Origin of the sequence: Pseudomonas sp. TMW 2.1634 (genome assembly GCF_001703595.1) — a bacterium.
Taxonomy (GTDB): Bacteria; Pseudomonadota; Gammaproteobacteria; order Pseudomonadales; family Pseudomonadaceae; genus Aquipseudomonas; species Aquipseudomonas fragi.
This window is the reverse complement of the sequence record NZ_CP016849.1, coordinates 5,051,472-5,077,522: the sequence shown is the minus strand read 5'-3', so window position 1 is coordinate 5,077,522 and position 26,051 is coordinate 5,051,472. Positions and strand designations below refer to the sequence as shown.

Here is a 26,051-nt window from a genome sequence, read left to right as displayed (position 1 = left end):
GCGTCTGTCAGTTCTTGGCCTGATCGTTGGCGGCAACTTTCTTGTCTGCAGCGGCCTTGGCTTTAGCTACTACCGGCTTTTTGGCAGGCGCAGGCTTGGCGGCTTTTTTGGCAGGCGCGGATTTTTTGGCCACAACGCCTTTCTTGGCGGGTGCTGCTGCGTTCTTTTTGGCAACGGAAGGGGCAACGGCAGGTTGCACCGCAACCAGTTCGGCCGGAGTCAGGGCTGGCTGGCTGTATTTGCTGACCAGGGCCACCATCGTGGCTTGCGGGGTCATCAGGATTTCAACCCGACGGTTCAAGGCACGACCTTCGTTGCTGTCGTTGGCTGCGCGCGGCATCACCGAACCCATGCCACGCAGGGTCAGGCGGTTACCTTGCAAACCGCTCATGCGGAAGATCGCCGCCACCGATTTGGCACGGTCCAGGCTCAGGCGGGTATTGGCTGCCATTGCGCCCGACGAGTCAGCATGGCCCAGTACCAGTACGGCGGTTTTTGGATCGCCTTCCACCACTTTGGCCACCCGGGTGAACGGGCCCAGCATGGACGGCATCAGCAAGTCCGGGCGGGTGGCCTTGAACGAGCTGTCAGCCGAAGCCACGATAATCAGCAGGTTCTCGCGACGCTCCAGTTGCAGGTTGGTGTCTTTGATCGCAACGCGCAGGCGTGGCTCGTATTCGTCCAGCCAGGCCTGGGTGATTTTCGGGTCCGGCATCGGGATCACACCGACCGGCGCGGCCTTGGAGTCCTTGGCATCGCCGCCAAATGGCCACCACCAGTTTTTGCCCGAAGAAGCAGCGGCTGGCGCGGCAACAACGGCCACTTTTTCTTTCTCGACCGGGGTGTCTTTTTTCGCAGTATCAGAGCCAAAAGGCCACCAGCTGGAGCCGCTGTCTTTGGCTGCTGCGCCAGCAGGGGCTGGAGCCGCGGCAGTTTTGGCAACCGGCGGCGTGGCCTTGGCATCTGCAGGCTTGGCCGCAGCAGTGGCGTTTTTATCCGCCGGAGTCGATGTTTGATCAGAAGAGCCCATCTGCCACCATTTGTGGCCACCTTCGGCGTCATTCTGTGGAGTTTGTGCGCAACCGGTAATAGCCAGGCACAGAGCCAGAGCGAGGGTCTTATTAGATGACATTGAATATCCACACAATGAATTAAGAATAAAGAGGCACTAAGCCCATAAAAAAACGTATTGGATACAGAAAAGCTACAGAGTTCCGACCTACGGCCTACAAATCCCCTCTTATAAGCACTCAGCCAGCGCTGCGACCAGCTTTTGCGCCCGCGGGTCCATCAGAATATAAGGCCCCAGGGAGTTGGTGACAAAACCAAAGGCCACCTCACGATCCGGGTCGGCAAAGCCAATCGAACCCCCAGCCCCCGGATGACCGAAGGCTTTTGGCCCCAGGCCGAATGTCGCGTTGGCCACGGTCGGCTGATCCAGCATGCAGCCCAGTCCAAACCGGGTGTGCGTGAGCAAGGTTTTATCCTCGCCAACGCTGTGCTCGCGGGTCAACTGCTCAAGCATTTCAGCCTCCAGCAGGTGACCGTCGAGCAAACCGCTGTAGAACCCGGCAAGGCTGCGGGCATTGCCGTGCCCATTGGCTGCAGGCTGCTCCATACGACGCCACTCAGGTTTGTTGGTACTGGTCATGATAGACGGCGGATTGGTGAATGCCCGAGTACTCATGGAGGAGGGCTCGTTCATCATGGTTTTCAACAACCGCTGGGCCGACTCATCCCCCATCGTGCCCTTGGTGCGAGCGATATGGGCGACCCGGTAAAACTCGTCATCAGCCAGGCCGACATGAAAGTCCAGCCCCAGCGGCCTGGCGGTGCGCGCCATGATCGACTGGCCCGCACTGCGACCGTCGGCGCGGCGAATCAACTCGCCCACCAGCCAGCCATAGGTGATCGCGGCATAGCCATGACCTTCGCCCGGCGTCCACCAGGGTGCTTCGGCGGCCAGGGCATTGACCATGGTCTGCCATTCATACAAGGCTTCGGCCGGCATCAGTTCACGCAATGCCGGCAAGCCTGCGCGATGGCTCAGCAACTGGCGCAAGGTCACGGCTTCCTTGCCCGCAGCAGCAAACTCGGGCCAGTAGCGAGCCACGGGGGCATCGAGTTCCAGCTTGCCCTCTTCCACCAGTTGCAGCGCGGTGACGGCGGTAAAGGGTTTGGTGCATGAAAACAGATTGGCAATGGTGTCTGTATGCCACGGCTGTTCGCCGTCCTTGTCTGCCGTACCCGCCCACAGGTCGAGTACGGTTTCGCCACCGATCTGGATGCACAGCGCCGCGCCGCGCTCTTGCGGATCATTGAAAAGATCGGCAAATGCCTCGCGCACTGTTTCGAACTTGAGGTCGTGAAAACCCTGAATCTGCACCCGCACCTCCTGGTTAAAGCATGGCTCTACAAGGCGTGCATTGTTCCAGCACCAGTAGGATTTTGAAACAGAGCAACGCGCTCTGGGCGCACAATTTTTGTGCGCTGCGGAGTCGGCGGGCAAAGTATCAGTACGGGAGTGGTTTTTTTGTGAAAAAAGGCAAAACACGCATCGCAACAATCTCGTAGCAGCTGACTCGCGAAGCGAGGCTGCGTTCGGCGGCGCAGCCGTCGTAAAACCTGACTTGCGGGTATAACTGACATACCACAGGGTCTGATTTCGCGACGGCTTCGCCGCCGAACGCAGCCTCGTTCCTACGGCAGCTGCTACTAAGCGTGTGTTTACAGCGCGGCGTAGACCAAAGGCGCCAGTTTCTGCACCCGTGGGTCCATCAGCACATGGCTGCCCATCGTAGTGGTGACGAAGCCGAAGCTCACGTCACGCTCAGGGTCGGCAAAGGAAATCGGCCCACCCAGCCCCACATGGCCAAATGCTTTTGGCCCCATGCGATGGGACGCTCCCGGGTCTGCCGGTTGCTCCATCATGCAGCCCAGGCCATAGCGCATGGGCCGCAGCAGCGTGCGATCCATGTCGTTACTGTGCTCGCGGGTGAATTCTGCGACCAGCTCAGGTGCCACCAGGCGCCCGCCCAGCAACGCGCTGTAAAAACCGGCCAGGCCATGAGCCGTACCGTGGCCATTGACGCCGGGCTGGCGATAGGTCCACCAGCGCGGGACGGCGGTTAGCCGTGAAGAAATGGAAGGGTTGGTAAAGGCCAGGGTCGCCACATGCTCGGGCTCTTCGACCATGACGGCGCGCAAGTCCTGGGCGTACTGGTCGCCTACCCGCCCGTCTGCACGCTCGAAAAAGGCAATGCGGTGGAAGTGCTCGGCATCAACGCCCATATGCACCTCCAGGTTGTTGGGTTCGGAAATTCGCTGGCGAATAAAGGTGCAGGGGTCGCGACCGTCGGCCCGGCGAATCAGCTCGCCAATAATCCAGCCATAGGTGGTAGCGCCGTAGCCGACGTCGGTACCCGGTTCCCACCACAAGGGCTCGGCCGCCACGACGTCGGCCATTGCATCCCAGTCGTACATGATGGGTGTGCGACTGGGCAATCGCAGCGCCGGGATACCGGAGGTATGGCACAACACCTGGCGCAAGGTGATGTGCTGCTTGCCGCCCTGGGCAAATTCCGGCCAATAATGGGCAACGGTCTGGTCCAGCTCCAGCTTGCCCTCTTCCACCAGCATCAGCGCCGCGATGGCGGTGAAGGGTTTGATGCAGCAATAGGTGTTTACCAGCGTGTCATGATGCCAGAGCTTGTTGCCCTCCAGATCCGCCACGCCCGCCCATAAATCGACAACCGTTTCGCCGCCGACCTGCACACAAACCCCGGCTCCACGCTCCTGAGGATCATCAAAGATCGCCTCAAAGGCTTGCTGAACGGCTTCGAACCCACTTGCACACTTTCCTTTCGCTTCCATCTCGAAGACTCCATTCAGTAGGAATGGAAGACCTTAGTTTTAAAGTGGGAATTGAACAGGAAGAACGCCCCGATGGGCGACGAAATACACCGCCGCCTATCGGGTCGGAAAATCAGTGCCCCTTACCGGAGTGACCGCCCGCATGCCCTGTGCCAGAGCGCCCGCCGCTGCCGTCATCGGTTGCATGCACCGGGGCTTTGACTGACTTCTCGGCCTCGGCCTGGGCCTTGGCGGCCTCCTGGCCCAGTTGGTCGAGGGCCTGCACGTTGGCCTTGCGCACGCTGTCGACAAAACCGGTAAACGGCAAATCGGTGATGCCGATCAGGCCGAAGTGACCGTTCTCACCATCGAGCAAGCGCCCGGTGACTGGCTGGTCCAGGTACTGGAACCAGTGAACGCCGACAATTGACGGTTCTGCCACCGCCTGCTTGAGGAATTTGCTGTAGGCAGGACCACGTGCCTCTTCATTGGCCACCTCAGTAACGCCGCCCCAAAACGGGCCGCGGTCTCGGGAGCCGAAGTTGAACTCGGTAATCATCACCGGCTTGTCCAGTTCGCGCAGTTTGGCGAAGTCATAGCCGTCCTGCGGTTGCAGGGTGTAGAAGTTAAAGCTCAGTACATCGCAGTACCTGGCACAAGATGCCACGGCCTCGGGGGTACTGACGGCAAAGCGCCCGCCCAGCAACAAGTGGTTGGGAGCATGCCATTTCAGCGAGTCGGCAATGGTCTTGAAGTAGGCATCGGCGAAGACTTTCTGGAAGTACTGGTAATCCGCTTCGATTTCCGGGTGCTCGGCGTTGGGCAGCGGCCCTTCGAAACCCGGGTCTTCCATCAGTTCCCACGCCGGGATTTCAACACCCCAGGCCCTGGACAGACCCTGCTGGTTGCGATACTTGTCGCGCAGTTGCTTGAGGAAGGCACGCTTGGCGGGTACGTCAGTGGTCATGCGCAAAGTGCCCAGGGCCAACGCATAGCGCGACTTTGCATCATTACCGGGGCCGGCCCAGGCCAGTTCGTTGTCGGCAAAGTAGCCGATCAGCCAGGGGTCATCGCGGTGGTCGCGGGCGGCAATGGCCACGGCGCGCTCGGTGGCCATTGCAAAACGCGGATCAAACGGGTCGGGCATGCCGCCCCACCAGTCGGTACCGGTGCTGATGCTGGTGTAGTCACCGACAATCGACAGCGGCAGGGTGTAAGGGACGCGGTCATTGAGGCCCAGCTCGGGATCGCTCCAGTTGCCGATGGTGTTGAAGCCCCAGGCCTGTAGACGGTCCAGGGTACGAGTTTGCCAACGCTTGGCATCAAAGGCTTGCGCCGCACACGGGCTGGCAGGTTGAGTGGCCGCCCCGGGGGCGGCATCGGCACAGGGGTCGCCGTAAATCCGTTGCAGGTTGGCGCCATAGAAGTCGTACCAGCGCCCGGCATCAAAGCCACGCCCCTGGGTCGAGGCATTGCCGCTGTTGTTGTTCGCCTTGCCGTAATAACTGGCCAGCGGGGCGCCGTCATGGGGCAAATCGGTGAACATCCATTCGCGGCCAGCCACATAGGTCTGGCTGTCATTGGCCGTCACGGCATTCAGGCCCAGGGAGTAGAACGGGTGGCCTTCGGGGGTAATCAGGTTCCAGCGGCCATTGCGCTTTTCCGTGCGGAAAAACCCGGTCGCCTCGAACCCGGCACCCTTGAGCCAGCCGCCGTACTTGTCCTGGTCGGCACGCCCGGCCAGCCAGCCCTTGAGTTGCTGCTGTTCTTTGGCGGCCGCGGCCTTGAGCTGTTCGTCATTGGCAACACGCTCCGGCCACCTGGCGCGGGTCGACTGGCCATAGCCGTCGACGATAGCACCGTACACCGCCTTGATGACGCCCTCACCGTCCTGCACGCCAAAGCGCTCCAGCAGAATGCTTTGCGCAGCGTTCGGCTGCGGTATCGACAGGCTCACCGAGACCACCTGGCTCAGGTCGATTTCACCCTGGCTGCTGGCCAGCAGGATGCGCTGGCCATCAAGCGTCATCGGCATCGGTGGCCCGGCGCGCATGCCCAGGCTATGGGGCGAGTTGGCTTTCAATGGCAACAACAGGGTTTGCGCCGGGCCGGCAGGCAGGTCGACCCGGCTGGTCAGGGTTTTGCCGTTGCTGCTTTGCACGGTCACGTCGAGCGTCAGCGCCCAGTTCATGGCGTTCTGAATACGCAGGGTCATCATCCCCGACTGCGACCAGTCCCACACCCCGGTTTGCGGCGTCAGGCGCAGGCTGGGCGCAACCGCCGGGTTGAAGGTGACGCGACGCAGCACTTCGCCTTCGGCCGTTTGCTCCGCATTGTATTGCGGCAAGCTCGCATCCGTGGTCGCCACTTGCACCACATCGGCGGGGCGAACGAAATTGAACAGGGTTTGTTGGCCAGCCGGCGCCGCCAACAGCGGAGTCGTGACCAGCAACGCAAAAACAGCAGACAGCGAACGGCGAATCATATGGATCTGGTTCTCCCAAACGGCCGAAAACCGGCCTGTGAGGTGGTGAAAGTCAAAGCATAGACAGCAAAGCCGGCGATAACGCCGACTCGCACTTAAGAAATTTCGCGCCGGAACGGCGGCAGCGCATTCAGGATCGCCTTGCCATAGCGCTGGGTGACCAGGCGCCGGTCCAGCAAGGTGATGGTGCCGCGATCCTGTTCGGTACGCAGCAGGCGCCCGCACGCCTGTACCAGCTTGAGCGAGGCATCGGGCACCGAGATCTCCATGAAGGGGTTGCCGCCTCGGGCTTCGATCCACTCGGCCAGCGCCGCTTCAACCGGATCATCGGGCACCGAAAACGGGATCTTGGCAATTACCACATGCTCGCAGTAGGCACCGGGCAAATCCACGCCTTCGGCAAAACTGGCCAGGCCGAACAACACGCTGGACTCCCCGCCATCGACCCGCGCCTTGTGTTTATTGAGGGTTTCCTGCTTGGACAGGTTGCCCTGGATAAACACTTGCTTGCGCCAGTCGCGCTCCAGGCCGTCGAACACGTCCTGCATTTGCTTGCGCGATGAAAACAGTACCAGCGTGCCCCGCGACCCCTCGACCAGGGCGGGCAACTCACGAATGATCGCCGCCGTGTGGGCGGTGGCGTCACGGGGGTCGGCCTTGAGGTCCGGCACCCGCAGCACACCTGCATCGGCATGGTGGAACGGGCTTGGCACCACGGCCGTCACAGCGGCCTTGGGCAGGCCCGCACGCATGCGGAAGCGGTCGAAGGTGCCCAGCGCCGTCAGCGTGGCCGAGGTGACAAGCACGCCGTAGGCCACGTTCCACAAATTGCGACGCAGCATTTCGGCGGCCAGGATGGGGCTGGCGTTGACCTCGATATCAAACAGCGAACCGCTTTCAGCCAGGGTCAGCCAGCGCGCCATCGGCGGGTTGTCCTCCGGGTCTTCAACGGTAAAGGCGGTCCATAACTCCCAGTTGCCCTGGGCACGGGACAGCAAACTGCCAAACAGCGGATACCACTCCTCAGCCTGGTTGCTGGTGATGCCGATATTGACCTCACCGTCCATGCCGTCCTTGAGAATTTCGGTCAGGCGAGTGAACAGGTCAGTCAGGCGCGAGAAGCCTTTTTTCAGCTCGATGCCCATTTCACGCAAGTGATCGGGAATCAGGCCACCAATAAAGCGGTGGCGCGGGCGTTCGCGGCCTTCGGGCTCTTCACCGACCTTGAAGTCGGCAATTTGCTCACAGGCACTGAACATGAACTGTTGCTGGGCCTTGATCTCCTTGGCCAGCTCCGGCACTTGCTCGAGCAAACGCCCCAGATCGCCCGGCAACGGGTGCTGGGCCAGCAGTTTGGTGAGGTTCTTGGCGGTTTGCTCCAGCCAGTCGGCGGTGGAGCGCAAACGGGTGTAATGGGCAAAATGGCCAATGGCCTTGTCTGGCAGGTGATGGCCTTCGTCGAACACATAGACCGTGTCACGGGGGTCGGGCAATACCGCGCCACCGCCCAGGGCAAGGTCAGCCAGGACCATGTCGTGGTTGGTGACGATCACGTCCACCTTGCTCATGCCTTCGCGGGCCTTGTAGAAGGCGCACTGGCCAAAGTTTGGGCAATGGCGGTTGGTACATTGGCTGTGATCGGTGGTCAGGCGCGCCCAGTCCTGATCCTCAAGGGCCTGTGGCCAGCTGTCGCGGTCGCCGTCCCACTTATTGCCGGCCAGTTTCTCGATCATGCTGGTGAACAGCTTCTGGCTGGCTTCATCGACTTCGATCTTGAAGCCTTCTTCTTCGAACAGCTGCGCCGTCGCGGTTTGCGCGTGGCCCTCTTGCAGCAGCATGTCGAGCTTGGACAGGCACATGTAACGCCCGCGCCCCTTGGCCAGGGCAAAGCTGAAGTTCAGCCCGCTGTTGCGCATCAGGTCCGGGAGGTCCTTGTAGACGATCTGCTCCTGCAGGGCGACCGTCGCGGTGGCTACCACCAGCCGCTTGCCTGCGGCCTTGGCCACCGGAATGGCGGCCAGGCAGTAAGCCACGGTCTTGCCGGTGCCGGTGCCCGCTTCTACGGCGACCACAGCCGGGTCGCCACTGCGGTGGTTTTCTTCGTCGGTGTCGATATCGCCCAGCACCTTGGCCACTTCAGCGATCATCAAACGCTGACCGTAACGGGGCTTGAGGCTCTTGGATTCGAGAAAACGCGAGTATGCGCCCTGGATCTGGGTTTTGAGTTCGTTACTAATCATGATTCTTCGGGCGCAAGAAACGCTGGATAAATTTTCAGTGGTTCGAATGGCCGCTATCATACCCCGCTAATTCATCCCGCGCCGAACGGAGTACCCCAATGACCGCTTTTGCCCTCGCCTACAGCCTGCATGTTCTGGCCGCCCTGATCTGGGTGGGCGGCATGTTTTTCGCCTGGATGATCCTGCGCCCGGCCGCTATCACGGCCCTTGAAGGCCCGGCACGGTTAAAACTGTGGGTAGAAGTGTTTCAGCGTTTTTTTGTGTGGGTGTGGATCGCGGTAGTGGTTTTGCCGATCAGCGGTGTGGGTCTTCTGCAAATGCGCTTCAACGGTTTTGAAACGGCGCCACGCTATGTGCAGATCATGATGGGCTTGTACATCGTGATGGTGGCGCTGTTTATCCGCATTCAATCGCTGCAGTTGCCTGAGTTGCGCAAGGCCGTCGAAGCCCAGGAATGGGCGGCGGGTGCAGCGGTGATGGGACGGATTCGCCGGCTGGTGGGGTGCAACCTGATTGTGGGGCTGGCGCTGGTGGCAATTGCGGCGGCACGGCCGAGTTTTTGAGCAGGGCTCGGATTCTATAGGCGCCGCGAAACCTGTGGGAGCTGGCTTGCCTGCGATGGCATCACCACGATTTGTCTATCAGACCGCGTCGCCTGTATCGCGAGCAAGCCCGCTCCCACAAAGAGAGCGAGAAAGCTACAACCGCTGGATAGTCACTGCACCTGCCGTACCCGCTTCCCCCGGCTGCCCGGCCAGGCCAGGCTTGCCGGACTTGCCCCCATCGGTGCGATACACCACACAGCCCTTGGCCTTGCCGCCGGCACCTGCGCGTCCAGCCTCGCCCGGTTTACCACCTGCGCCGCCGTCAACCCGCACACTGACCTGCTCGGCCGGATAGTCGCGAGGCAGTTCAACCCGCACCTGCCCACCTGCCGCACCCGGCTGCCCGTTGCCACCATTGTCGCCATTGGCTCCGGAGCCCGCCGCGCCCCAGGTGCAGCCTGGCTCTTCGCCATTGCCGCCATCAAGCCCGGCAAACCCCGGCGCGCCCGTACCGCCACGCGCGTCGATGGACAACTGCGGCGCTTGCAGTGATTCGATGCGCAGGTTCAGGTCCCGCGCTGGCCGCGCAGGCTTCTCGAAGGTTCCGCTGGCGCCGCGCGCATTGATCTGGCTGCCTTCGCCCAGATCGGCACGCGCCACCCGCAGCTCGATGCCGCGCTCGGCAGGAACAATGGTGATACGGGCTTCACGGCCCAGATGCAACTGGTCGATCTCGACCCGGGTAATGCCGGCCGGAATCAATAACGTGCCGTAGTCGGCCACATCGAGTTTTTCCAGGCGCAATGCACTGGCGTTCGCGGGCAGGCGCATCATCGAGTTGGCTTCAACCGAGACCACCTCGGCGTGAGCAAAAGGGCTGCACAAGGCAGCCAACAAACATAACTTACGCATGGCTGGCATCTCGTTCGTGGGAGGCAGAAAGGCTGTGGGCGTGAAAAAAACCAAACACAAGAATCAACAGACGGTCACGCCAGGGATGGCGACGGCCCTGCAGGCGGGTCGTGTAGAACAGCACCTCAAGCACATGGGTCAGCAGCAACAGGCTGGCAACCAGGTTGACCAACACATCGAACGGGTTGATCAACGGCTGGTACAGATTGCTCAGCACCACGGCCCAAAAAATCAGGGTCAATGCCTTACCCAGCCCCCAGAGCACCTTCATATATCCGCCTTTAGCCTGTTCTTTGAGCGCACATTAACGGCTTGTACAAGCAAGGCGCCATAGACCGTCATAAAAAGATTCGCCGCGATTTCGTCATGCCAGGACAAAACCGCGGCGGCCCCAGGCTCAACGAATGATCAGAATCTCGGTACGCCGGTTCTGGGCGCGGCCCTCGGGGGTCTGGTTGCTGGCCACAGGGTTCGACTCACCGCCACCCTCCACGGCAATAAACTGGCTGCGCGGCACACCGCTGTCGATCAGGTACTCGACCACGGAGTGAGCGCGTTCTTTGGACAGCTTCAGGTTGTAGGCTTCGTTGCCCACGCTGTCGGTGTAGCCGGTAACCTTGAGGCGGGCATTGGCAGCGTCCTTTTTCAGGCGGGCGGCCAGGGCATTGAGTTTGTCCTTGTCGGCAGCCGTCAGGCGGGCGGAATTGAACTCAAAATTCACATCACGCACGACGATGAGTTCTTCCTTGATCACTACCTTTTCAACCACGACCACCGCCACTATCGGACAACCCGTCGCGTCGACTGCCACGCCTTTAGGGGTGTCGGGGCATTTGTCGCGACTGTCCATGACGCCATCGCCATCCGCATCGCCATCACCGTGAACCCAGCAGTACGCCGCCGCCATGCCGGCACCAAACAAGGCCCCGCCCCCGGCCCAGGCCGAGCTGTTTATCGCGCCCAACGCCGCCCCGCCCACGCCGCCGACTGCGGCACAGGTGGGCCAGTCGGTTTTTTGCAACCCGGCACAGCCCGTTAATACACTGGTGAGAACAACCAGAGGTACTGCTGTTCTGATGATGCTCATAAAGGGGTCTCTCCTGAGGGTCGGCGTTTGGCCGATGCAACGCGAAGTAAAGACTGCGCTCAGGGTATGCGCCAGCAAAGTGACCGTAGCGGCAACAGCCCACTAGGCCGCGCGGCTTGCGCAGGCTAGTCTTGGACGCTCCAAGTGAGGACCTTCAATGACCCCCGGTATTTCTACACGCACGCCCCAGCAAGCACTGGCGGCATTGCTTGATCGTTATGCGCCACAGCGCCTGCTCGTGGTCGGTGCCGGCAACTTCCCGGCCCTGGCCGCCTTTGAGGCGGCACACCCCGAGGCGCAGGTGGCCCGCGCCGCGCCCGGCCCGCTGCCCGCAGACCTGGCAGCACAGCGCTTTGACCTGGCACTGGTGATCGACTGCCTGGAACACTTGCCCAAAAACAGCGGGCTGCAATTGCTGGGCGGCATTCGCAACCTCAATGCCAGCCGCCTTGCCGTGCTGGCGGATCTCACAGCCTGCAATTGGAAAGAAACCGACTTTTTCGCCCTTGCCCTACAAAGCAATGAGCGTTTTCAGCGTGACGACCAAGTACTGACACTCTTTACTTATGACTTGCGCGAGTACAAACAAGTACCCGACTGGCTCAATGCCAGGTTTTGGGCCAACCCGGAAAACTTTGGCAAGTATTGGTGGTAACCCGATGAGCACATCCATTTGCCCCTGCGCCAGCGGTAATCTGCTGGACGCCTGTTGCGGCCACTACCATGCAGGGCACCCGGCCCCCAGCGCAGAAACCCTGATGCGCTCACGCTATAGCGCCTATGTACTGGGGCTTGTCGACTACCTGGTGGCCACTACGCTGCCTGTGCAACAAGCCGGGCTGGATCGCCAGGCTATGGCCGACTGGAGTGCGCAAAGCACCTGGCTGGGCTTGACTGTTGAAAGCAGCGAAGTGTTCGGCGGCCAGCCGGAACACGCCTTTGTGACCTTTACGGCGCGCTGGCACGACGCCAATGGCGAGCACAGCCACCGCGAGCGCTCATCCTTTGTGCAAAGCGCCGGGCGCTGGTATTTCATCGACCCCACCGTGCCGCTCAAGGTCGGACGCAACGATGCTTGCCCATGCGCCAGCGGGCTGAAATTCAAAAAATGCTGTGCCGGCTTTTTCGGCCAATAGGCTGAACTCTGAGGGTTAAACAATGGACGCGCGGGCTCGAACAATAAAAACCATCGCCCTGGCCATGCTGCTGACGGTGTCGGGATGCACCTCCTGGTTCGACTCGGCCGACAAGGACCCGGACGTACACCTGGTCAAGGTCGAGCTGGTGCAGGCCAAACTGCTGGAGCAGCGCTTCAAGCTGCACATGCGGGTCGACAACCCCAATGACTCGACACTCACCGTGCGCGGCCTGAGCTATACCGTGTATCTGGGCACCATCAAGCTGACTGAAGGCGAGAATGAGCACTGGTTCAGCGTGCAACCCAAAAGCAGCGCCGACTATGTGATCCCGGTGCGCACCAACCTCTGGCCGCAGGTGCGCCCGCTGGTCAAATTGCTTGAAACACCCGACCAGCCCATCCCCTACCGGCTCGAAGGCACACTGCAAACCGGCCTGTTCTACGGTTACGACGTGCACCTGACGCGCAAAGGCGAGATAATCCCCGGCGATTTTATTCCAGAGTGATTGAGCAATGACCCAACAACCCCACGTTCATGGCCCCGACTGCAACCACGATCATGATCATGGCCACACCCATGACCACGATCACGGTCATGTACATGGCCCGCATTGCGGCCATGCACCTCAGGAGCCTGTGCGCAACGAGCTCAAAAACGTTGGCCGCAACGATCCTTGCCCGTGCGGCAGCAGCAAGAAATTCAAGAAGTGCCACGGCGCCTGATCCCTCGGGACGCTGTGCAAACGCCGCACTTGCCTTGAGCCAGTGCGGCGTTTGTGTTTTTGCTTCATGAAAAAACCGCCTCACAAGCCATGAGCGGCTTTCATCCGACGCGCTTTTGGGAGTAAAACTGACAGCCCACAGTCGACAAGCGCCACTGTTGGCCGTCAGTCGCTGGGTGAACATTCCCTTCTGGAGCCCTTCATGATCGATCTTTATTACTGGACCACGCCCAACGGCCACAAAGTCTCATTGTTTCTTGAAGAAGCTGGCCTGCCCTACAAGGTTCATCCGATCAATATCGGCAAGAACGAACAGTTTGCTCCGGACTTTTTGAAAATAGCCCCCAACAACCGCATCCCGGCCATTGTCGACCAGGCCCCTGCCGACGGCGGCGAGCCGCTGTCCTTGTTCGAATCCGGGGCGATCTTGCTGTACCTCGCGGAAAAAACCGGGCAATTCCTGCCCAAGGACCTGCGCGGTCGGCAAATGGCCCTGCAATGGCTGTTCTGGCAAATGGGCGGCCTGGGGCCAATGGCCGGGCAAAACCATCACTTCAACCGCTTCGCGCCGGAAAAAATCCCGTATGCGATCAAGCGCTACACCGAAGAGACAGCTCGTTTGTATCGTGTGTTGAACAAGCAGCTGGAAGGCCGCGAGTTTGTTGCAGGCGCCGAATACAGCATCGCCGACATGGCAATTTACCCGTGGATCGTGCCCCATGAATGGCAGGGTCAGAACCTGGATGACTTCCCGGCGCTCAAGGCGTGGTTCCAGCGGGTCAAGGCGCGTCCGGCTACAGAGCGTGCCTACGCACTGGTGAATAAAATCAACCCTATGTAGCCCCTGGCGCAGGCTGCGATGGGTCGCGCAGCGGCCCCGGGATTTTAAAGCCCCCGCGGACCTTGTCGCAGCCCGCGACAACGCCTGCAGATAGCGCTTGCACGGTGTCATCGGCCTCACTAACGTAGCGGCTTTCGATGACACCACCCCCGCAGGAGCTTTGCCATGGCCTCGCCAGCCCTTATTCACTATCTACCTCGGTTCGGCGTTGCCGCGGCAATGGTCAGCCTGCTGGGCCTGACCGGTTGCCAGATAAACAATCCTGCTTCTGAAAGCCTGGTGCCAGCCTCCGGCATGCAACCGCTCAAGGGCCTGGCGCAGAATGTATCGGTACGCCGCAACAGCCAGGGCATGCCGCTGATCGAAAGCAGCAGCTTCCATGACGCCCTGTTCACTTTGGGTTATGTGCATGCCGGTGACCGTATCAGCCAGATGGTGCGCTTGCGCTTGCTGGCCCAGGGCCGACTGGCCGAACTCAACGGCGTCGACGCCCTGGAGAGCGACCGGTTGATGCGCACCATCAATCTGAAAAAGAGCGCTGATGAGCTTTATAAAAGCGCATCCCCTCGCCTGAAAAAGTTTTTCGAAGTCTACGCCCGCGGGGTCAACGCCTACCTGTTCCGCTACCGCGACAAACTGCCGGCCGATCTGGCGCAGGCCAGCTACAAGATCGAGTACTGGAAACCCGAGGATTCGGCGCTGATTTTCAGCCTGTTGAACTTCGGCATGTCAGCCAACCTGCAAGAAGAGCTCAACGCCCTGGCACTGGCGCAAAAAGTCGGCACCGACAAACTGCCCTGGCTGATGCCCACCTACCCCAACGAAGCCTTGCCCGCCAGCGAAGCCGACAAGCTCAAGGGCCTGGCCCTGGGCAGCCAGCTGCAAGGCTTGAGCGGCGTGACCCAGGCCCTTGAGCAGGTCAAACAACTGAGCCTGCCAGGCGTTACGGCATCCAGCGACTGGGCTATTGGCCCACAGCGCAGCCGCAGCGGCAAGAGCCTGCTGGCCAACGATATCCATCAGCCCATAGGCGTGCCTTCGGCATGGAGCTATGTGCAGATTCGCGCCCCTAAATACCAGGCGGCCGGGGCAACCATTGCGGGCTTGCCAACCCTGTTTGCCGGCTTTAACGGCAAGGTGGCATGGGGCATGAGCCTGGCGATGGGCGATAACCAGGATGTATTTCTGGAGAAGCTCAAACGCCAGGGCAGCAACCTGTACTACATGGCGAACGGCAAGTGGCTGCCGGCGACAGTGCGCAACGAAACCTTTTTCGTCAAAGGCCAGCGCCCGATTCGTGAAATCGTTTACGAAACCCGCCACGGGCCGTTGCTCAACAGCGCCCTGGGCAGCCCCAATGCCCTGAACAGCAGCCTGGGGCTTGCCCTGCAAACCCCGGACCTGCAAGGCGACAAAACCCTCGACGCGTTTTTTGACCTGTCCCGTGCGCAGAACAGCGAAAAAGCCTCGGATGCCAGCCGCGAAATCCGCGCTGTGGCACTGAACCTGCTGTACGCCGACGCCAGCCATATCGGCTGGCAAGTCACCGGACTGTACCCCAACCGCCGCGAAGGCCTTGGCCTGTTCCCGTCACCGGGCTGGGAGGGTCGTTATGATTGGGAAGGCTACGCCGACCCGATGCTGCATCCCTACGACCAGGATCCGGCCCAGGGCTGGCTGGGTACCGCCAACCAGCGTACAGCCGCTTATGGCTACGGCATGCAGCTGTCCAACTCGTGGCTGTCCCCTGAGCGCAGCGAGCGCCTTGCGCAACTGGCGGGCAGCGGCAAGCAGGACGCCCGCAGCATGATTGCCATGCAGTACGACCAGACCACCCTGTTCGCGGCCAAGCTGAAAACCATGTTCACTGCTCCCGGCATGGCCCAGCCGCTCAAGCAGGCCATCGCTGCCTTGCCCGCAGCAGACCAGGCCAAGGCCCGCGAAGCCCTCGGCCGACTGCTGGGCTTTGACGGCAAACTCAGCCCCGGCTCAGCGGATGCTGCGCTCTATGAACTGTTTTTGCAGGAAAGCACCCGGCAGATTTTCCTTGATGAACTCGGCCCCGAGAACAGCGCCAGCTGGCAGGCCTTTGTGGCCAACAGCAACCTGTCTTACCCGGCCGTGGCCGATCATTTGCTGGGCCGCGAAGACAGCCCTTTCTGGGACGACACCCGCACCGCGCAAAAAGAAGACAAGCCAGCGATTCTGGCTCGCACCCTCGCCGCCGCCATCAGTGCCGGTGACAGCCTGATGGGTAGCGATCACAAGGCCTGGCAGTGGGGCAAACTGCATCAGTACCTGTGGCGCAACGCCAGTGGCCAGACCGTGCGAGGCCCGGTCATGGCCGGCGGCGATCACACCACCCTTAACACGGCGGCCTACAACCTCGCCGGCACAAACTTCGCCGTCACGCAGATCCCGGCCATGCGCATGATCATCGACTTTGGCCAGGTCGAACCGATGATGGGGCAAAACAGCACCGGCCAATCGAGCAACCCGGCCAGCCCGCACTACATCGACGGCATCGACCCGTGGCTTAAAGGGCAGTACATCAGCTTCCCGATGCAGCCGCAAAACTTCGACAAAACCTACGGTAAAACCCGCCTGACCCTGGTTCCAGGCAAGTAAGCGCCAACCACTGGCAGCCCTCTCCTGCACAAAATCGGGAGAGGGATTATGCTTGCTGATACGGCGTAATTCTTTAGTTGCATGACACCCATCATGGGCCTGGATTGGGGCGATGGGCTCGCGCACCACTGCCTGGCCAGCCCTCCTGGCCCACAAGGACGTTTCCATGCAGCGACATCAAATTCACCCCTTGCTGGCACCGGTTCCAGGCACTGAACGGCTGATTCACAGCTTTCATTACGGGCCCGCCCGGCCACGCGGCAAGATCTATATCCAGGCTTCGCTGCATGCCGACGAGTTGCCCGGGATGCTGGTTGCCTGGCACCTCAAGCAGCGCCTTGCAGAACTGGAGGCGGCCGGGCGCTTGCTCAGCGAGATCGTCGTCGTGCCAGTGGCCAACCCGGCTGGCCTCGAGCAGATATTGATGGATATCCCGCTGGGCCGCTACGAACTGCAAAGTGGGCAGAACTTCAACCGCAACTTCCTGGACCTGAGCACGCAGATTGGTGACGCCCTTGAAAGCCAGCTCAGCGACGACCCCGCACACAACCTGCAGTTGATCCGCCGCCAGTTGCGCGAACTGCTCAGCGCCCAAGTGCCTGGCACACAACTGCACTCGCAACGCCTGACCCTGCAAACACTGGCCTGCGATGCCGATATGGTGCTGGACCTGCATTGCGACTACGAAGCCGTCGTCCACCTGTACACCACGCCGCAAGCCTGGTTGCAGGTCGAACCGCTGGCGCGCCACCTGGGCGCCCAGGCCAGCCTGCTGGCCACGGATTCCGGCGGGCTGTCGTTTGATGAGTGTTTCACCCTGCTGTGGTGGCAATTACAGCAACGTTTCGGCCATTGCCACCCTATCCCCCAGGGCAGCTTTTCCGTGACCGTGGAGTTACGCGGCCTGACAGACGTCAACCACAGCCATGCGCAGCACGATTGTGAGGCGCTGATCGATTACCTGATTGATTTTGGCGCGATTGACGCAGAGTCCAGGCCTTTGCCCCCCCTTCTCTACCCTGCAACGCCCCTGGCCGGCGTAGAACCCGTGGCCACGCCTGTGGGCGGGTTGCTGGTCTTCAATGCCAGGCCCGGGGACTATCTCTGCGCTGGCCAACTGATAGCTGAAATCATTGACCCGATCAGCGACAAGCTCACGCCGGTGTATTGCTCCAGCGCAGGGTTGCTCTACGCCCGCTCTCAAAGGCGAATGGCCACCGCCGGCATGGTGATTGCCCATGTGGCAGGCCGTGAGGCCTACCGCAGCGGCTATCTGCTATCGCCTTGAGGCCATGACAGGCTCAGGCCACCGGAGCAGGCGGAGGCTCATCAGGCAGCGTCGGCACGCCCGGTTCGGGTTCGATCGGTTGTGGGGTATCGGGGTCAGGCTGGCCGGGGATGCCACCTGCATGCAACTGGGGAAAGGCCAGCAGGGACCACGCCAGCAGCCCTACCTGGTTGGGCTCAAGGTTTGCCAGTTGGGCGCGGATACTCGGATCAATCTTCATGAGGCACTCCTGAGCGATGATCCGGCTCGCTGGATGCGTAACCGGAAATACACTCCATAGAGTGCATTTTCGCTCAAGAATTCCCGCTGTTCGTCAGGTGCGGGGCAAGGTCACGCCGCGCTGGCCCTGATACTTGCCGCCACGATCCTTGTACGACACTTCACACTCTTCGTCAGATTCGAAGAACAGCATTTGCGCCACACCTTCATTGGCGTAGATCTTGGCCGGCAATGTAGTGGTGTTGGAAAACTCCAGGGTCACATGACCTTCCCACTCAGGCTCAAGCGGCGTCACGTTAACGATGATGCCGCAACGCGCGTAGGTGCTTTTACCCAGGCAGATGGTCAGCACGTTGCGAGGAATACGGAAGTATTCAACGGTGCGCGCCAGGGCGAAGGAGTTGGGCGGAATGATGCACACGTCGCTGGTGACATCGACAAAGCTGCCCGCATCGAAATTCTTCGGATCAACGGTCGCCGAGTTGATATTGGTGAAGACCTTGAACTCGTTTGCGCAACGAACGTCATAGCCGTAGCTCGATACGCCGTAGGAAATCAGACGGTTCTCGCCTTCTTCACGCACCTGACGCTCGACGAAAGGTTCGATCATGCCGTGCTCTTGCGCCATGCGGCGAATCCACTTGTCTGGTTTGATGCTCATGGCGGGTGTCCTGAATAGCGAGGTAGAAAATTCTGTTGGGCATCTTACCGCCCCCCAAGGCCCGGTTCAAAAATCTGCGGCAAAAATATCGAAAATAGCCTTGGATCCCCTGAATACAGGGTGTGAGGGTAACCGTCAGTCACGTTTTTAGAGAAACCTTCGCAAAGACCCTTTGCACGTTCTGAAAAAAGCGTTAAGGTGGCGCCACTGTGTTGCTTGTGTCACTGAGAATCTCTACACGATATGTTGAATTTCGATCCAACCATCTCCAAGAATTTTTCCTGCTCTTTGCACTCAGTCTCGGCCAGGGCTTTTCCTGCGTCGCAGTTATCTTTGTTCAAGGAGTTACACCATGTCTAATCGCCAAACTGGTACCGTTAAGTGGTTCAACGATGAAAAAGGCTTCGGCTTCATCACTCCACAATCCGGTGACGACCTGTTTGTTCACTTCAAAGCAATCCAATCCGACGGCTTCAAAAGCCTGAAAGAAGGCCAACAGGTTTCTTTCATCGCTACTCGCGGTCAGAAAGGCATGCAAGCTGAGGAAGTTCAAGTTATCTAACTTGTACTGATCCAGTAAAAAACCCCGCCCTCAAAAGCGGGGTTTTTTTATGCCTGCACATTTGTAGCAGTTGACGAGCAGTGCGAGGCTACGTCCGAGTGCGAAGCGCTCGCAAAACCATTCAGCCTCGGTGTTTCAGCCATATCCCATGCATCGAATTAACGACTGCTGCGCAGCCGAACGCAGCCTCGCAGAGCTCGTCAGCTGCTACGAGGCCTTGCGCCCTGTTAAATATCAGTCGTCGCTGGTCGTAATGGTCGGCATCGCCTGCGAAGCCGCCTCCTGCAGGACAATACGCGCCCCCACCTGACGGGCCAGCTCCTGATAAATCAAGGCAATCGGGCTGTTCGGATCGGCAACCGCCGTCGGCTTGCCGTTATCGGCCTGCTCGCGGATTTCCATCGACAGCGGCAACGAGGCCAATACCTCAACGCCATATTGCGTCGCCAGCTTCTCCCCCCCCCCCTCGCCAAACAGATGCTCGGCATGACCGCAGTTCGAACAAATATGGACTGCCATGTTCTCCACCACGCCCAACACGGGAATGTTCACCTTGCGGAACATCTCGACACCCTTGCGCGCATCCAGCAAGGCCAGGTCCTGCGGCGTAGTCACAATCACCGAGCCAGTCACCGGGACTTTTTGCGCCAGGGTCAGCTGGATATCGCCAGTGCCCGGCGGCATGTCGATGACCAGGTAATCGAGATCATTCCAGGCCGTCTGCGTAACCAGTTGCAACAATGCCCCCGAGACCATCGGGCCGCGCCAGACCATCGGCGTGTTGTCGTCAGTCAAAAAGGCCATCGACATCACTTCAACACCGTGGGCCTCTATGGGCACGAACCACTTCTGATCACGGATCTTCGGCCGCGTACCTTCGGCAATACCAAACATCACGCCCTGGCTTGGTCCGTAGATGTCTGCATCCAGGATGCCCACCCGCGCGCCTTCACGCGCCAGAGCCAGCGCCAGGTTGGCGGCTGTGGTGGACTTACCGACCCCGCCCTTGCCAGAGGCAACGGCGACGATGTTTTTCACATTCGCCAGGCCCGGAATTTGCGCCTGCGCCTTGTGCGCGGCAATCACGCAGTTGATCTCGACCTTGGCCGAAGTCACGCCATCCATGTTCTCAATGGCCATTTGCAACACTTGCGCCCAACCGCTCTTGAACAGGCCCGCGGCATAACCCAGTTCAAGCTGAACACTGACGCGCTCGCCCTGAACCTCAATGGTGCGCACACACCCGGCGCTGACCGGATCCTGGTTCATGTAAGGGTCGGTGTATTGGCGAAGGACGGCCTCCACCGCTGCGCGATTGACTGCGCTCATGAGCAACTCCCGTAAAGACTGAGTAAAACAGGCCGCTATCGTACCTGTAATAAACCACCCGCAGCAGGCTTTTGAGTCGGTCAAAAACAGCACAAACAATCAGATACACCGCCACGGGGTGAAATATATTGCCCGGCGCTTTATAGTGGCCGACCACCGTCTCATCAAGTAGCCGAGCCCCATGTCCGAGCCACGCAATATCTTAGTCACCAGCGCCCTGCCCTATGCCAATGGTTCCATTCACCTTGGCCATATGCTTGAGTACATCCAGACTGATATGTGGGTGCGCTTCCAGAAACTTCGCGGCAATCAGTGCACTTATGTCTGCGCAGACGACGCCCACGGCTCGGCCATCATGCTGCGCGCCGAGAAAGAAGGCATCACCCCCGAACAGCTGATCGCCAACGTCCAGGCTGAACACAGCGCCGACTTTGCCGATTTCCTGGTCGACTTCGACAACTTCCATTCGACCCACGCCGAAGAAAACCGTGAGCTGTCGAGTGCGATCTACATCAAGCTGCGCGAAGCCGGGCACATTGCCACCCGTTCGATCACCCAGTATTTCGACCCGGAAAAGAAAATGTTCCTGGCCGACCGCTTCATCAAGGGCACCTGCCCGAAATGCGGCACTGAGGATCAGTACGGCGACAACTGCGAAAAATGCGGCGCCACCTACGCGCCAACCGACCTGAAGAACCCGAAGTCGGCGATTTCCGGCGCCACCCCGGTGCTCAAGGATTCCGAACACTTCTTCTTCAAGCTGCCCGACTTCGACGCCATGCTCAAAAGCTGGACGCGCAGCGGTGCCCTGCAAGATGCCGTCGCCAACAAGATCGCCGAATGGCTGGATACCGGCCTGCAACAGTGGGACATCTCCCGCGATGCACCGTACTTCGGCTTCGAGATTCCTGACGCACCCGGCAAATACTTCTATGTCTGGCTGGACGCGCCAATCGGCTACATGGCCAGCTTCAAGAACCTTTGCGCACGCCGTCCTGAACTGGACTTTGACGCGTACTGGGCCAAGGACTCCACCGCCGAGCTGTACCACTTTATCGGCAAGGACATCGTCAACTTCCACGCCCTGTTCTGGCCAGCCATGCTCGAAGGCGCGGGCTATCGCAAGCCGACCGCCATCAACGTTCACGGCTACCTGACCGTTAACGGCCAGAAAATGTCCAAGTCCCGCGGCACGTTCATCAAGGCCCGCACCTACCTGGACCATTTGGCCCCGGAATACCTGCGCTACTACTACGCCTCCAAGCTGGGTCGTGGCGTCGACGACCTGGACCTGAACCTGGAAGACTTCGTTCAGAAGGTCAACTCGGACCTGGTGGGCAAAGTGGTTAACATTGCCAGCCGCTGTGCAGGCTTTATCCACAAGGGCAATGCCGAGGTCATGGTCGAGGGCAATGCGGCTCCCGAACTGACCGAAGCCTTCCTGGCCGCTGCACCCAGCATTGCCGAGGCCTATGAAGCCCGCGACTTTGCCCGGGCCATGCGCGAAATCATGGCTTTGGCCGATCGGGCCAATGCCTGGATCGCCGACAAGGCGCCGTGGGCAATGGCCAAGGTCGAAGGCAAGCAAGCGGAAGTCCAGGCGGTATGCGCCCTGGGCATCAACCTGTTCCGCCAGTTGATCATCTTCCTCAAGCCGGTCCTGCCCGTACTGGCCGCCGACGCAGAAGCGTTCCTGAATGTTGAACCACTGATTTGGGACGACCACAAGACGCTGCTGGCCAATCACTCGCTGAACGCCTTCAAGCCACTGCTGACCCGTATCGACCCGGTCAAGGTCCAGGCTATGACCGACGCTTCCAAAGAAGACCTGGTCGCCAGCCAGACCGACACCGGCAGCGCTGCGCCACAAGGCAATGGCGAACTGGTCAAGGAGCCGCTGGCCGCAGAGATCGAGTTTGATACCTTTGCTGCCGTGGATTTGCGCGTAGCGCTGATCCTCAAGGCTGAAGCGGTTGAAGGCGCCGACAAGCTGCTGCGCCTGACCCTGGATATTGGCGACGAGCAACGCAACGTGTTTTCGGGAATCAAGAGTGCCTACCCGAACCCGGCCGAGCTCGAAGGTCGCCTGACCATGATGATCGCCAACTTGAAGCCACGCAAAATGCGCTTCGGCATGTCTGAAGGCATGGTGATGGCTGCCGGCCCTGGCGGTGAAGAAATTTACCTGCTCAGCCCGGACAGCGGCGCCAAGCCTGGTCAACGCATCAAGTAACACCGCCCCTTTGCACCGTCTGGTGGCCTGCAGGCCACCAGACGCTGTTGATCAGTAGCCGCCCTTCCCGTCATGCCGGATAATCAGCAGCATTACCAAGCTGAATGATCCTGCACGCATGCTTGACCGTAACGCCCCCTATTTATCTCTGCGCATGTTGAGCGTCGCCCGGTTGCGACCCGCTGTAACTGGACTGATCACACCATGAGCCTGATTCAACGTATTGATGCATTATTGCCGCAAACTCAATGCGGAAAATGCGGCCACCCCGGCTGCAAACCTTATGCGCAAGGCATTGCCCAAGGCGAAGCCATCAACAAGTGCCCGCCTGGCGGGGCCGAGACCATCGCTGCACTGGCCAGCTTGCTCAGGGTTCCCGTGCTGCAACTGGACACTGAGCGCGGCCAGGCCCCGGCGCAAGTGGCCTATATTCGCGAGGCCGAATGCATCGGCTGCACCAAATGCATTCAGGCCTGCCCGGTCGATGCCATTCTTGGCGCCGCCAAGCTGATGCACACCGTGATTGTCGATGAATGCACCGGCTGCGACCTCTGCGTAGCGCCCTGCCCGGTGGACTGCATTGAAATGCGCCCGCTGCCTGCCAATGTCACCCCGATTGTCGGTGGCCTCGCTCAAACTGCAGGGCAGTTCAGCGCCCGCAACCAGAAACGCGAGCATGCCCGCAGACGCTATGAGCGGCGCGACGAACGTATGCGCCGCGAAGAGCAACACCGGCAAGCCGAACGCCTTGCCCGTGCCCAGCGCCCACCTGCAGAGGCCATCAGCGGCATGCAAGCCGAAGTCGGCGGGGCAGCCAGTGATACCCCCCATGACGCCGCGCTAAAAAAGGCCAAGGTCACCCTGGCTATGGCCCGCGCGCAACTGAACAAATCGCTCAAGGCATTCGGGCACCCCCCGACCGCCCAGCAGCAATCCCAACTGGTGATACTGCAACAGCAGTTTGAGTCTGCGCAGCAGGCCTTGGCGCAATTGGAGTCAACCCCACAGGCCCTGGCACCCGCGCCGCTCGCCAATACAGCTGAACTCAAGCGCGCCAAAATCCAGCTGGCCATGCGCCGCGCCGAACTCAAAAAAGCCATTAACCAAGCGCTTTCCAGCACCGAGCTGAGCCTTTTGACTGACGCTGTTACTCAGGCAGAGTCCACGCTCAATGCGCTGGACCCTGGCAAGGCTTGAAAAATTCATATAAGCGCCCCACCGTTTAACAGACAGCTCTTCAGGAACGTTTTTAACCATGAACGCCGCAAAGCGCCTTGAAATATTCCGCCGGTTTCACGAAGACAATCCTGAACCTAAAACTGAACTGGCCTACACATCGCCTTTTGAACTGCTTATCGCCGTGATCCTGTCGGCACAGGCCACTGACGTCAGCGTCAACAAGGCAATGGCCAAACTGTTTCCGGTCGCCAATACCCCAGAAGCCATCTACGCTCTGGGAGTGGATGGGCTGTCGCAGTACATCAAGACCATCGGCCTGTATAACAGCAAGGCCAGGAACGTCATTGAAACCTGCCGTTTATTGATTGAACGCCATCACAGCCAGGTCCCACAGACCCGTGAAGAGCTTGAAGCCCTCCCCGGAGTAGGCCGCAAAACAGCAAACGTTGTGCTCAATACCGCGTTCCGGCAACTGGCAATGGCCGTAGACACCCATATATTCAGGGTTAGTAACAGAACCGGTATTGCACCCGGTAAAAATGTGGTGGAGGTCGAAAAAAACCTCATGAAATTCGTTCCAAAACCTTACCTGCTGGACGCCCATCACTGGCTTATCCTGCACGGGCGTTATGTGTGTCAGGCGCGCAAGCCACGCTGCGGCAGCTGCCGCATAGAGGACCTGTGCGATTTCAAAGAAAAAACCTCTGATGATTGAGCGATAGAGATTTTATGGACTGATCGATTGAGAAAAACTTTTTTACCCGCGTCGCGATTATCGCTATAAGGGGCGCCATTGACTGTCTTAGCCTGGAGTGAACTGAATGAGCACTGGCAAAGAAGAACTGGAAGTAGAGGAAGATTTTGCAGTCGTCGATTCGGACGAAGTCGTAGAACCTGTTGTAGAGGTTGCCAAAACCAATTTGGCCAAACGCCGCACCATTGACGCACTGCTGGAAGAAAAACGGCTCAGAAAAGAGCTGGAAGATTATGGATACGACCTGTAACCCGCAGACACAATATTAAAAGCCTCCTGTAGCGGAGGCTTTTATTCTGGAGGGCTTTGGGCATTACATCGTTACGCCCCCCTCTTCACACCAGGCCATTGCGCTGTGCCAGCTCAATCAAATCCACGAGTGAACGGGCATTGAGTTTCAGTAAAAGTCGCGTTTTGTAGGTGCTTACCGTTTTATTGCTCAGAAACATGCCATCGGCAATTTCCTTGTTGCTCTTGCCTCGCGCCAACTGCTGCAACACCATCATTTCTCGCCCAGAAAGGCGATTGACCATATCGGCCTCACTGGCATTCCCCAAGCTTGAACGCACCGAGTGCAAGGCTTGATTGGGGAAATAACTGTAACCAGACAGCACTGCCTTGATTGCACTCAACAGCTCGGTCAGGTCCTGCTGCTTGCAGACATAACCAGCTGCACCCGCCTGCATGCACCGCATGGAAAAATGACCGGGTGCTTGCGAGGTCAATACCAGCACCTTGATAGGCACTGCCGGCGTAGACAACCGTGCTATAACTTCAAGCCCGTCAAGCTTTGGTATCCCTATATCCAGAATTACAATATCCGGCGCATATTCACGCGCTAGTTGCAAAGCATCCACTCCATTATCCGTCTCGGCAATGACCTCGTAGCCATGTCGTTCCATGAGCATACGTACAGCAAGACGAATTACAGGATGATCATCCACGATCAGCACTTTATTCATGGGCCATTCCAATTTATAGCTATTCGAATTATCTGAACCAGCACCATAGCCTAGTCGTAACAGACTGGGCATAGCACCCCCCCCAAGCATTAATAACCAAAGACAATTCCTACAAATATTGAAGATTCAACCTACAGAAATCACCCATATAAACTAAAGATCCATACTTACTCCGCAGTTGAGCCGCTGCATTCAAGGTTGCTCCTGGACCACAAAAACAAACCCCGGCATGCACTAGCACTGTGTTCACCCGACCTGTAAAAAGCGCGCAAAACAAAACCAAAGTAAAGATATAACGCGAACCCATAACTCGCCGAAAACAGATTGATTCAACTACACCACTCACCTCCAATTAGCAAAAATACTACAAAGATCTATCAACCACCATAAAACACATAAAACCACGGCGTCGCA

The 26,051-nt window shown here is 59.4% G+C and carries 25 protein-coding genes; 13 read left to right on the top strand and 12 right to left on the bottom strand.

Annotation, left to right across the window (positions count from 1 at the left end; genetic code table 11):
* Positions 1–7 precede the first annotated feature (7 nt).
* From BFC21_RS24125 to dinG, 5 genes are all read right to left on the bottom strand, one after another.
* Entirely contained in the window at positions 8–1,132 is a 1,125-nt protein-coding gene (locus tag BFC21_RS24125; protein ID WP_088379132.1) for an OmpA family protein, read from the bottom strand.
* 108 nt (positions 1,133–1,240) lie between these two features.
* The gene (locus BFC21_RS24120; protein ID WP_088379131.1) at positions 1,241–2,386 is read right to left on the bottom strand and encodes a serine hydrolase domain-containing protein; all 1,146 of its coding nucleotides are present in this window, start codon (positions 2,384–2,386) and stop codon (positions 1,241–1,243) included.
* A gap of 341 nt (positions 2,387–2,727) precedes the next feature.
* Positions 2,728–3,873 carry a serine hydrolase domain-containing protein gene (locus BFC21_RS24115; protein ID WP_088379130.1) on the bottom strand — a complete coding sequence of 382 codons (1,146 nt, stop codon included), beginning with the start codon at positions 3,871–3,873 and terminating at the stop codon, positions 2,728–2,730.
* A gap of 112 nt (positions 3,874–3,985) precedes the next feature.
* Complete coding sequence (locus BFC21_RS24110; RefSeq protein WP_120266582.1) at positions 3,986–6,337, bottom strand: beta-galactosidase; 2,352 nt, start codon at positions 6,335–6,337, stop codon at positions 3,986–3,988.
* Positions 6,338–6,432: 95 nt separating this feature from the next.
* The gene (gene dinG / locus BFC21_RS24105; protein ID WP_088379128.1) at positions 6,433–8,577 is read right to left on the bottom strand and encodes an ATP-dependent DNA helicase DinG; all 2,145 of its coding nucleotides are present in this window, start codon (positions 8,575–8,577) and stop codon (positions 6,433–6,435) included.
* Between the two features lie 98 nt (positions 8,578–8,675).
* Here dinG and BFC21_RS24100 point away from each other — a divergent pair, with 98 nt between their 5' ends.
* Complete coding sequence (locus tag BFC21_RS24100; protein ID WP_088379127.1) at positions 8,676–9,140, top strand: CopD family protein; 465 nt, start codon at positions 8,676–8,678, stop codon at positions 9,138–9,140.
* Positions 9,141–9,275: 135 nt separating this feature from the next.
* Here BFC21_RS24100 and BFC21_RS24095 read toward each other — a convergent pair whose 3' ends face one another.
* The 3 genes from BFC21_RS24095 to BFC21_RS24085 all read right to left on the bottom strand — a co-directional run bounded on the left by BFC21_RS24095 (position 9,276) and on the right by BFC21_RS24085 (position 11,121).
* Positions 9,276–10,034 (bottom strand): hypothetical protein, encoded by a 759-nt coding sequence (locus BFC21_RS24095; protein ID WP_016779718.1) that lies wholly within the window; start codon positions 10,032–10,034, stop codon positions 9,276–9,278.
* Complete coding sequence (locus tag BFC21_RS24090; RefSeq protein WP_016779717.1) at positions 10,027–10,305, bottom strand: DUF1145 domain-containing protein; 279 nt, start codon at positions 10,303–10,305, stop codon at positions 10,027–10,029. The genes BFC21_RS24095 and BFC21_RS24090 overlap by 8 nt, the downstream gene beginning before the upstream one ends.
* Before the next feature lie 126 nt (positions 10,306–10,431).
* On the bottom strand, positions 10,432–11,121 hold the full coding sequence (locus tag BFC21_RS24085; RefSeq protein WP_016779716.1) for an OmpA family protein: 690 nt from the start codon (positions 11,119–11,121) through the stop codon (positions 10,432–10,434).
* Positions 11,122–11,278: 157 nt separating this feature from the next.
* On the opposite strand from BFC21_RS24085, the gene BFC21_RS24080 reads away from it, so the two are divergent.
* The 7 genes from BFC21_RS24080 (at position 11,279) to BFC21_RS24050 (ending at position 17,738) form a co-directional block, all read left to right on the top strand.
* Entirely contained in the window at positions 11,279–11,776 is a 498-nt protein-coding gene (locus tag BFC21_RS24080) for a DUF6231 family protein (RefSeq protein ID WP_088379126.1), read from the top strand.
* Positions 11,777–11,780: 4 nt separating this feature from the next.
* The gene (locus tag BFC21_RS24075) at positions 11,781–12,257 is read left to right on the top strand and encodes a YchJ family protein (protein WP_016779714.1); all 477 of its coding nucleotides are present in this window, start codon (positions 11,781–11,783) and stop codon (positions 12,255–12,257) included.
* A 22-nt stretch (positions 12,258–12,279) separates the two neighbouring features.
* Positions 12,280–12,765 carry an LEA type 2 family protein gene (locus tag BFC21_RS24070; RefSeq protein WP_088379125.1) on the top strand — a complete coding sequence of 162 codons (486 nt, stop codon included), beginning with the start codon at positions 12,280–12,282 and terminating at the stop codon, positions 12,763–12,765.
* A 7-nt stretch (positions 12,766–12,772) separates the two neighbouring features.
* Entirely contained in the window at positions 12,773–12,982 is a 210-nt protein-coding gene (locus BFC21_RS24065; protein ID WP_120266581.1) for an SEC-C metal-binding domain-containing protein, read from the top strand.
* A gap of 201 nt (positions 12,983–13,183) precedes the next feature.
* Positions 13,184–13,822, top strand: a complete 639-nt coding sequence (locus BFC21_RS24060) for a glutathione binding-like protein (RefSeq protein WP_086795964.1) — start codon at positions 13,184–13,186, stop codon at positions 13,820–13,822.
* 165 nt (positions 13,823–13,987) lie between these two features.
* Positions 13,988–16,450 carry a penicillin acylase family protein gene (locus BFC21_RS24055; RefSeq protein ID WP_088379123.1) on the top strand — a complete coding sequence of 821 codons (2,463 nt, stop codon included), beginning with the start codon at positions 13,988–13,990 and terminating at the stop codon, positions 16,448–16,450.
* A gap of 166 nt (positions 16,451–16,616) precedes the next feature.
* Complete coding sequence (locus BFC21_RS24050; RefSeq protein WP_088379586.1) at positions 16,617–17,738, top strand: succinylglutamate desuccinylase/aspartoacylase family protein; 1,122 nt, start codon at positions 16,617–16,619, stop codon at positions 17,736–17,738.
* Between the two features lie 13 nt (positions 17,739–17,751).
* On the opposite strand, the gene BFC21_RS24045 is transcribed toward BFC21_RS24050, so the two are convergent.
* Both BFC21_RS24045 and dcd read right to left on the bottom strand, forming a co-directional pair.
* A complete protein-coding gene (locus BFC21_RS24045) occupies positions 17,752–17,958 on the bottom strand; it encodes a hypothetical protein (protein ID WP_016779708.1) in 207 nt (68 codons plus the stop codon).
* A gap of 93 nt (positions 17,959–18,051) precedes the next feature.
* Positions 18,052–18,618, bottom strand: a complete 567-nt coding sequence (gene dcd / locus BFC21_RS24040) for a dCTP deaminase (protein ID WP_016779707.1) — start codon at positions 18,616–18,618, stop codon at positions 18,052–18,054.
* 352 nt (positions 18,619–18,970) lie between these two features.
* On the opposite strand from dcd, the gene BFC21_RS24035 reads away from it, so the two are divergent.
* A complete protein-coding gene (locus BFC21_RS24035) occupies positions 18,971–19,180 on the top strand; it encodes a cold-shock protein (protein WP_002554837.1) in 210 nt (69 codons plus the stop codon).
* Between the two features lie 234 nt (positions 19,181–19,414).
* Here the strand turns inward: BFC21_RS24035 and apbC are convergent, their stop codons facing one another.
* Entirely contained in the window at positions 19,415–20,509 is a 1,095-nt protein-coding gene (apbC, locus tag BFC21_RS24030; protein ID WP_088379122.1) for an iron-sulfur cluster carrier protein ApbC, read from the bottom strand.
* Positions 20,510–20,690: 181 nt separating this feature from the next.
* On the opposite strand from apbC, the gene metG reads away from it, so the two are divergent.
* From metG to BFC21_RS24010, 4 genes are all read left to right on the top strand, one after another.
* Entirely contained in the window at positions 20,691–22,742 is a 2,052-nt protein-coding gene (gene metG, locus BFC21_RS24025; protein ID WP_088379121.1) for a methionine--tRNA ligase, read from the top strand.
* Positions 22,743–22,946: 204 nt separating this feature from the next.
* The gene (rsxB, locus tag BFC21_RS24020) at positions 22,947–23,939 is read left to right on the top strand and encodes an electron transport complex subunit RsxB (protein ID WP_088379120.1); all 993 of its coding nucleotides are present in this window, start codon (positions 22,947–22,949) and stop codon (positions 23,937–23,939) included.
* A 58-nt stretch (positions 23,940–23,997) separates the two neighbouring features.
* Complete coding sequence (nth, locus tag BFC21_RS24015) at positions 23,998–24,636, top strand: endonuclease III (RefSeq protein ID WP_016779703.1); 639 nt, start codon at positions 23,998–24,000, stop codon at positions 24,634–24,636.
* Between the two features lie 106 nt (positions 24,637–24,742).
* Entirely contained in the window at positions 24,743–24,925 is a 183-nt protein-coding gene (locus BFC21_RS24010; RefSeq protein ID WP_016779702.1) for a PA3496 family putative envelope integrity protein, read from the top strand.
* Positions 24,926–25,010: 85 nt separating this feature from the next.
* Here the strand turns inward: BFC21_RS24010 and BFC21_RS24005 are convergent, their stop codons facing one another.
* The gene (locus BFC21_RS24005; protein ID WP_029611271.1) at positions 25,011–25,637 is read right to left on the bottom strand and encodes a response regulator transcription factor; all 627 of its coding nucleotides are present in this window, start codon (positions 25,635–25,637) and stop codon (positions 25,011–25,013) included.
* Positions 25,638–26,051: the final 414 nt, after the last annotated feature.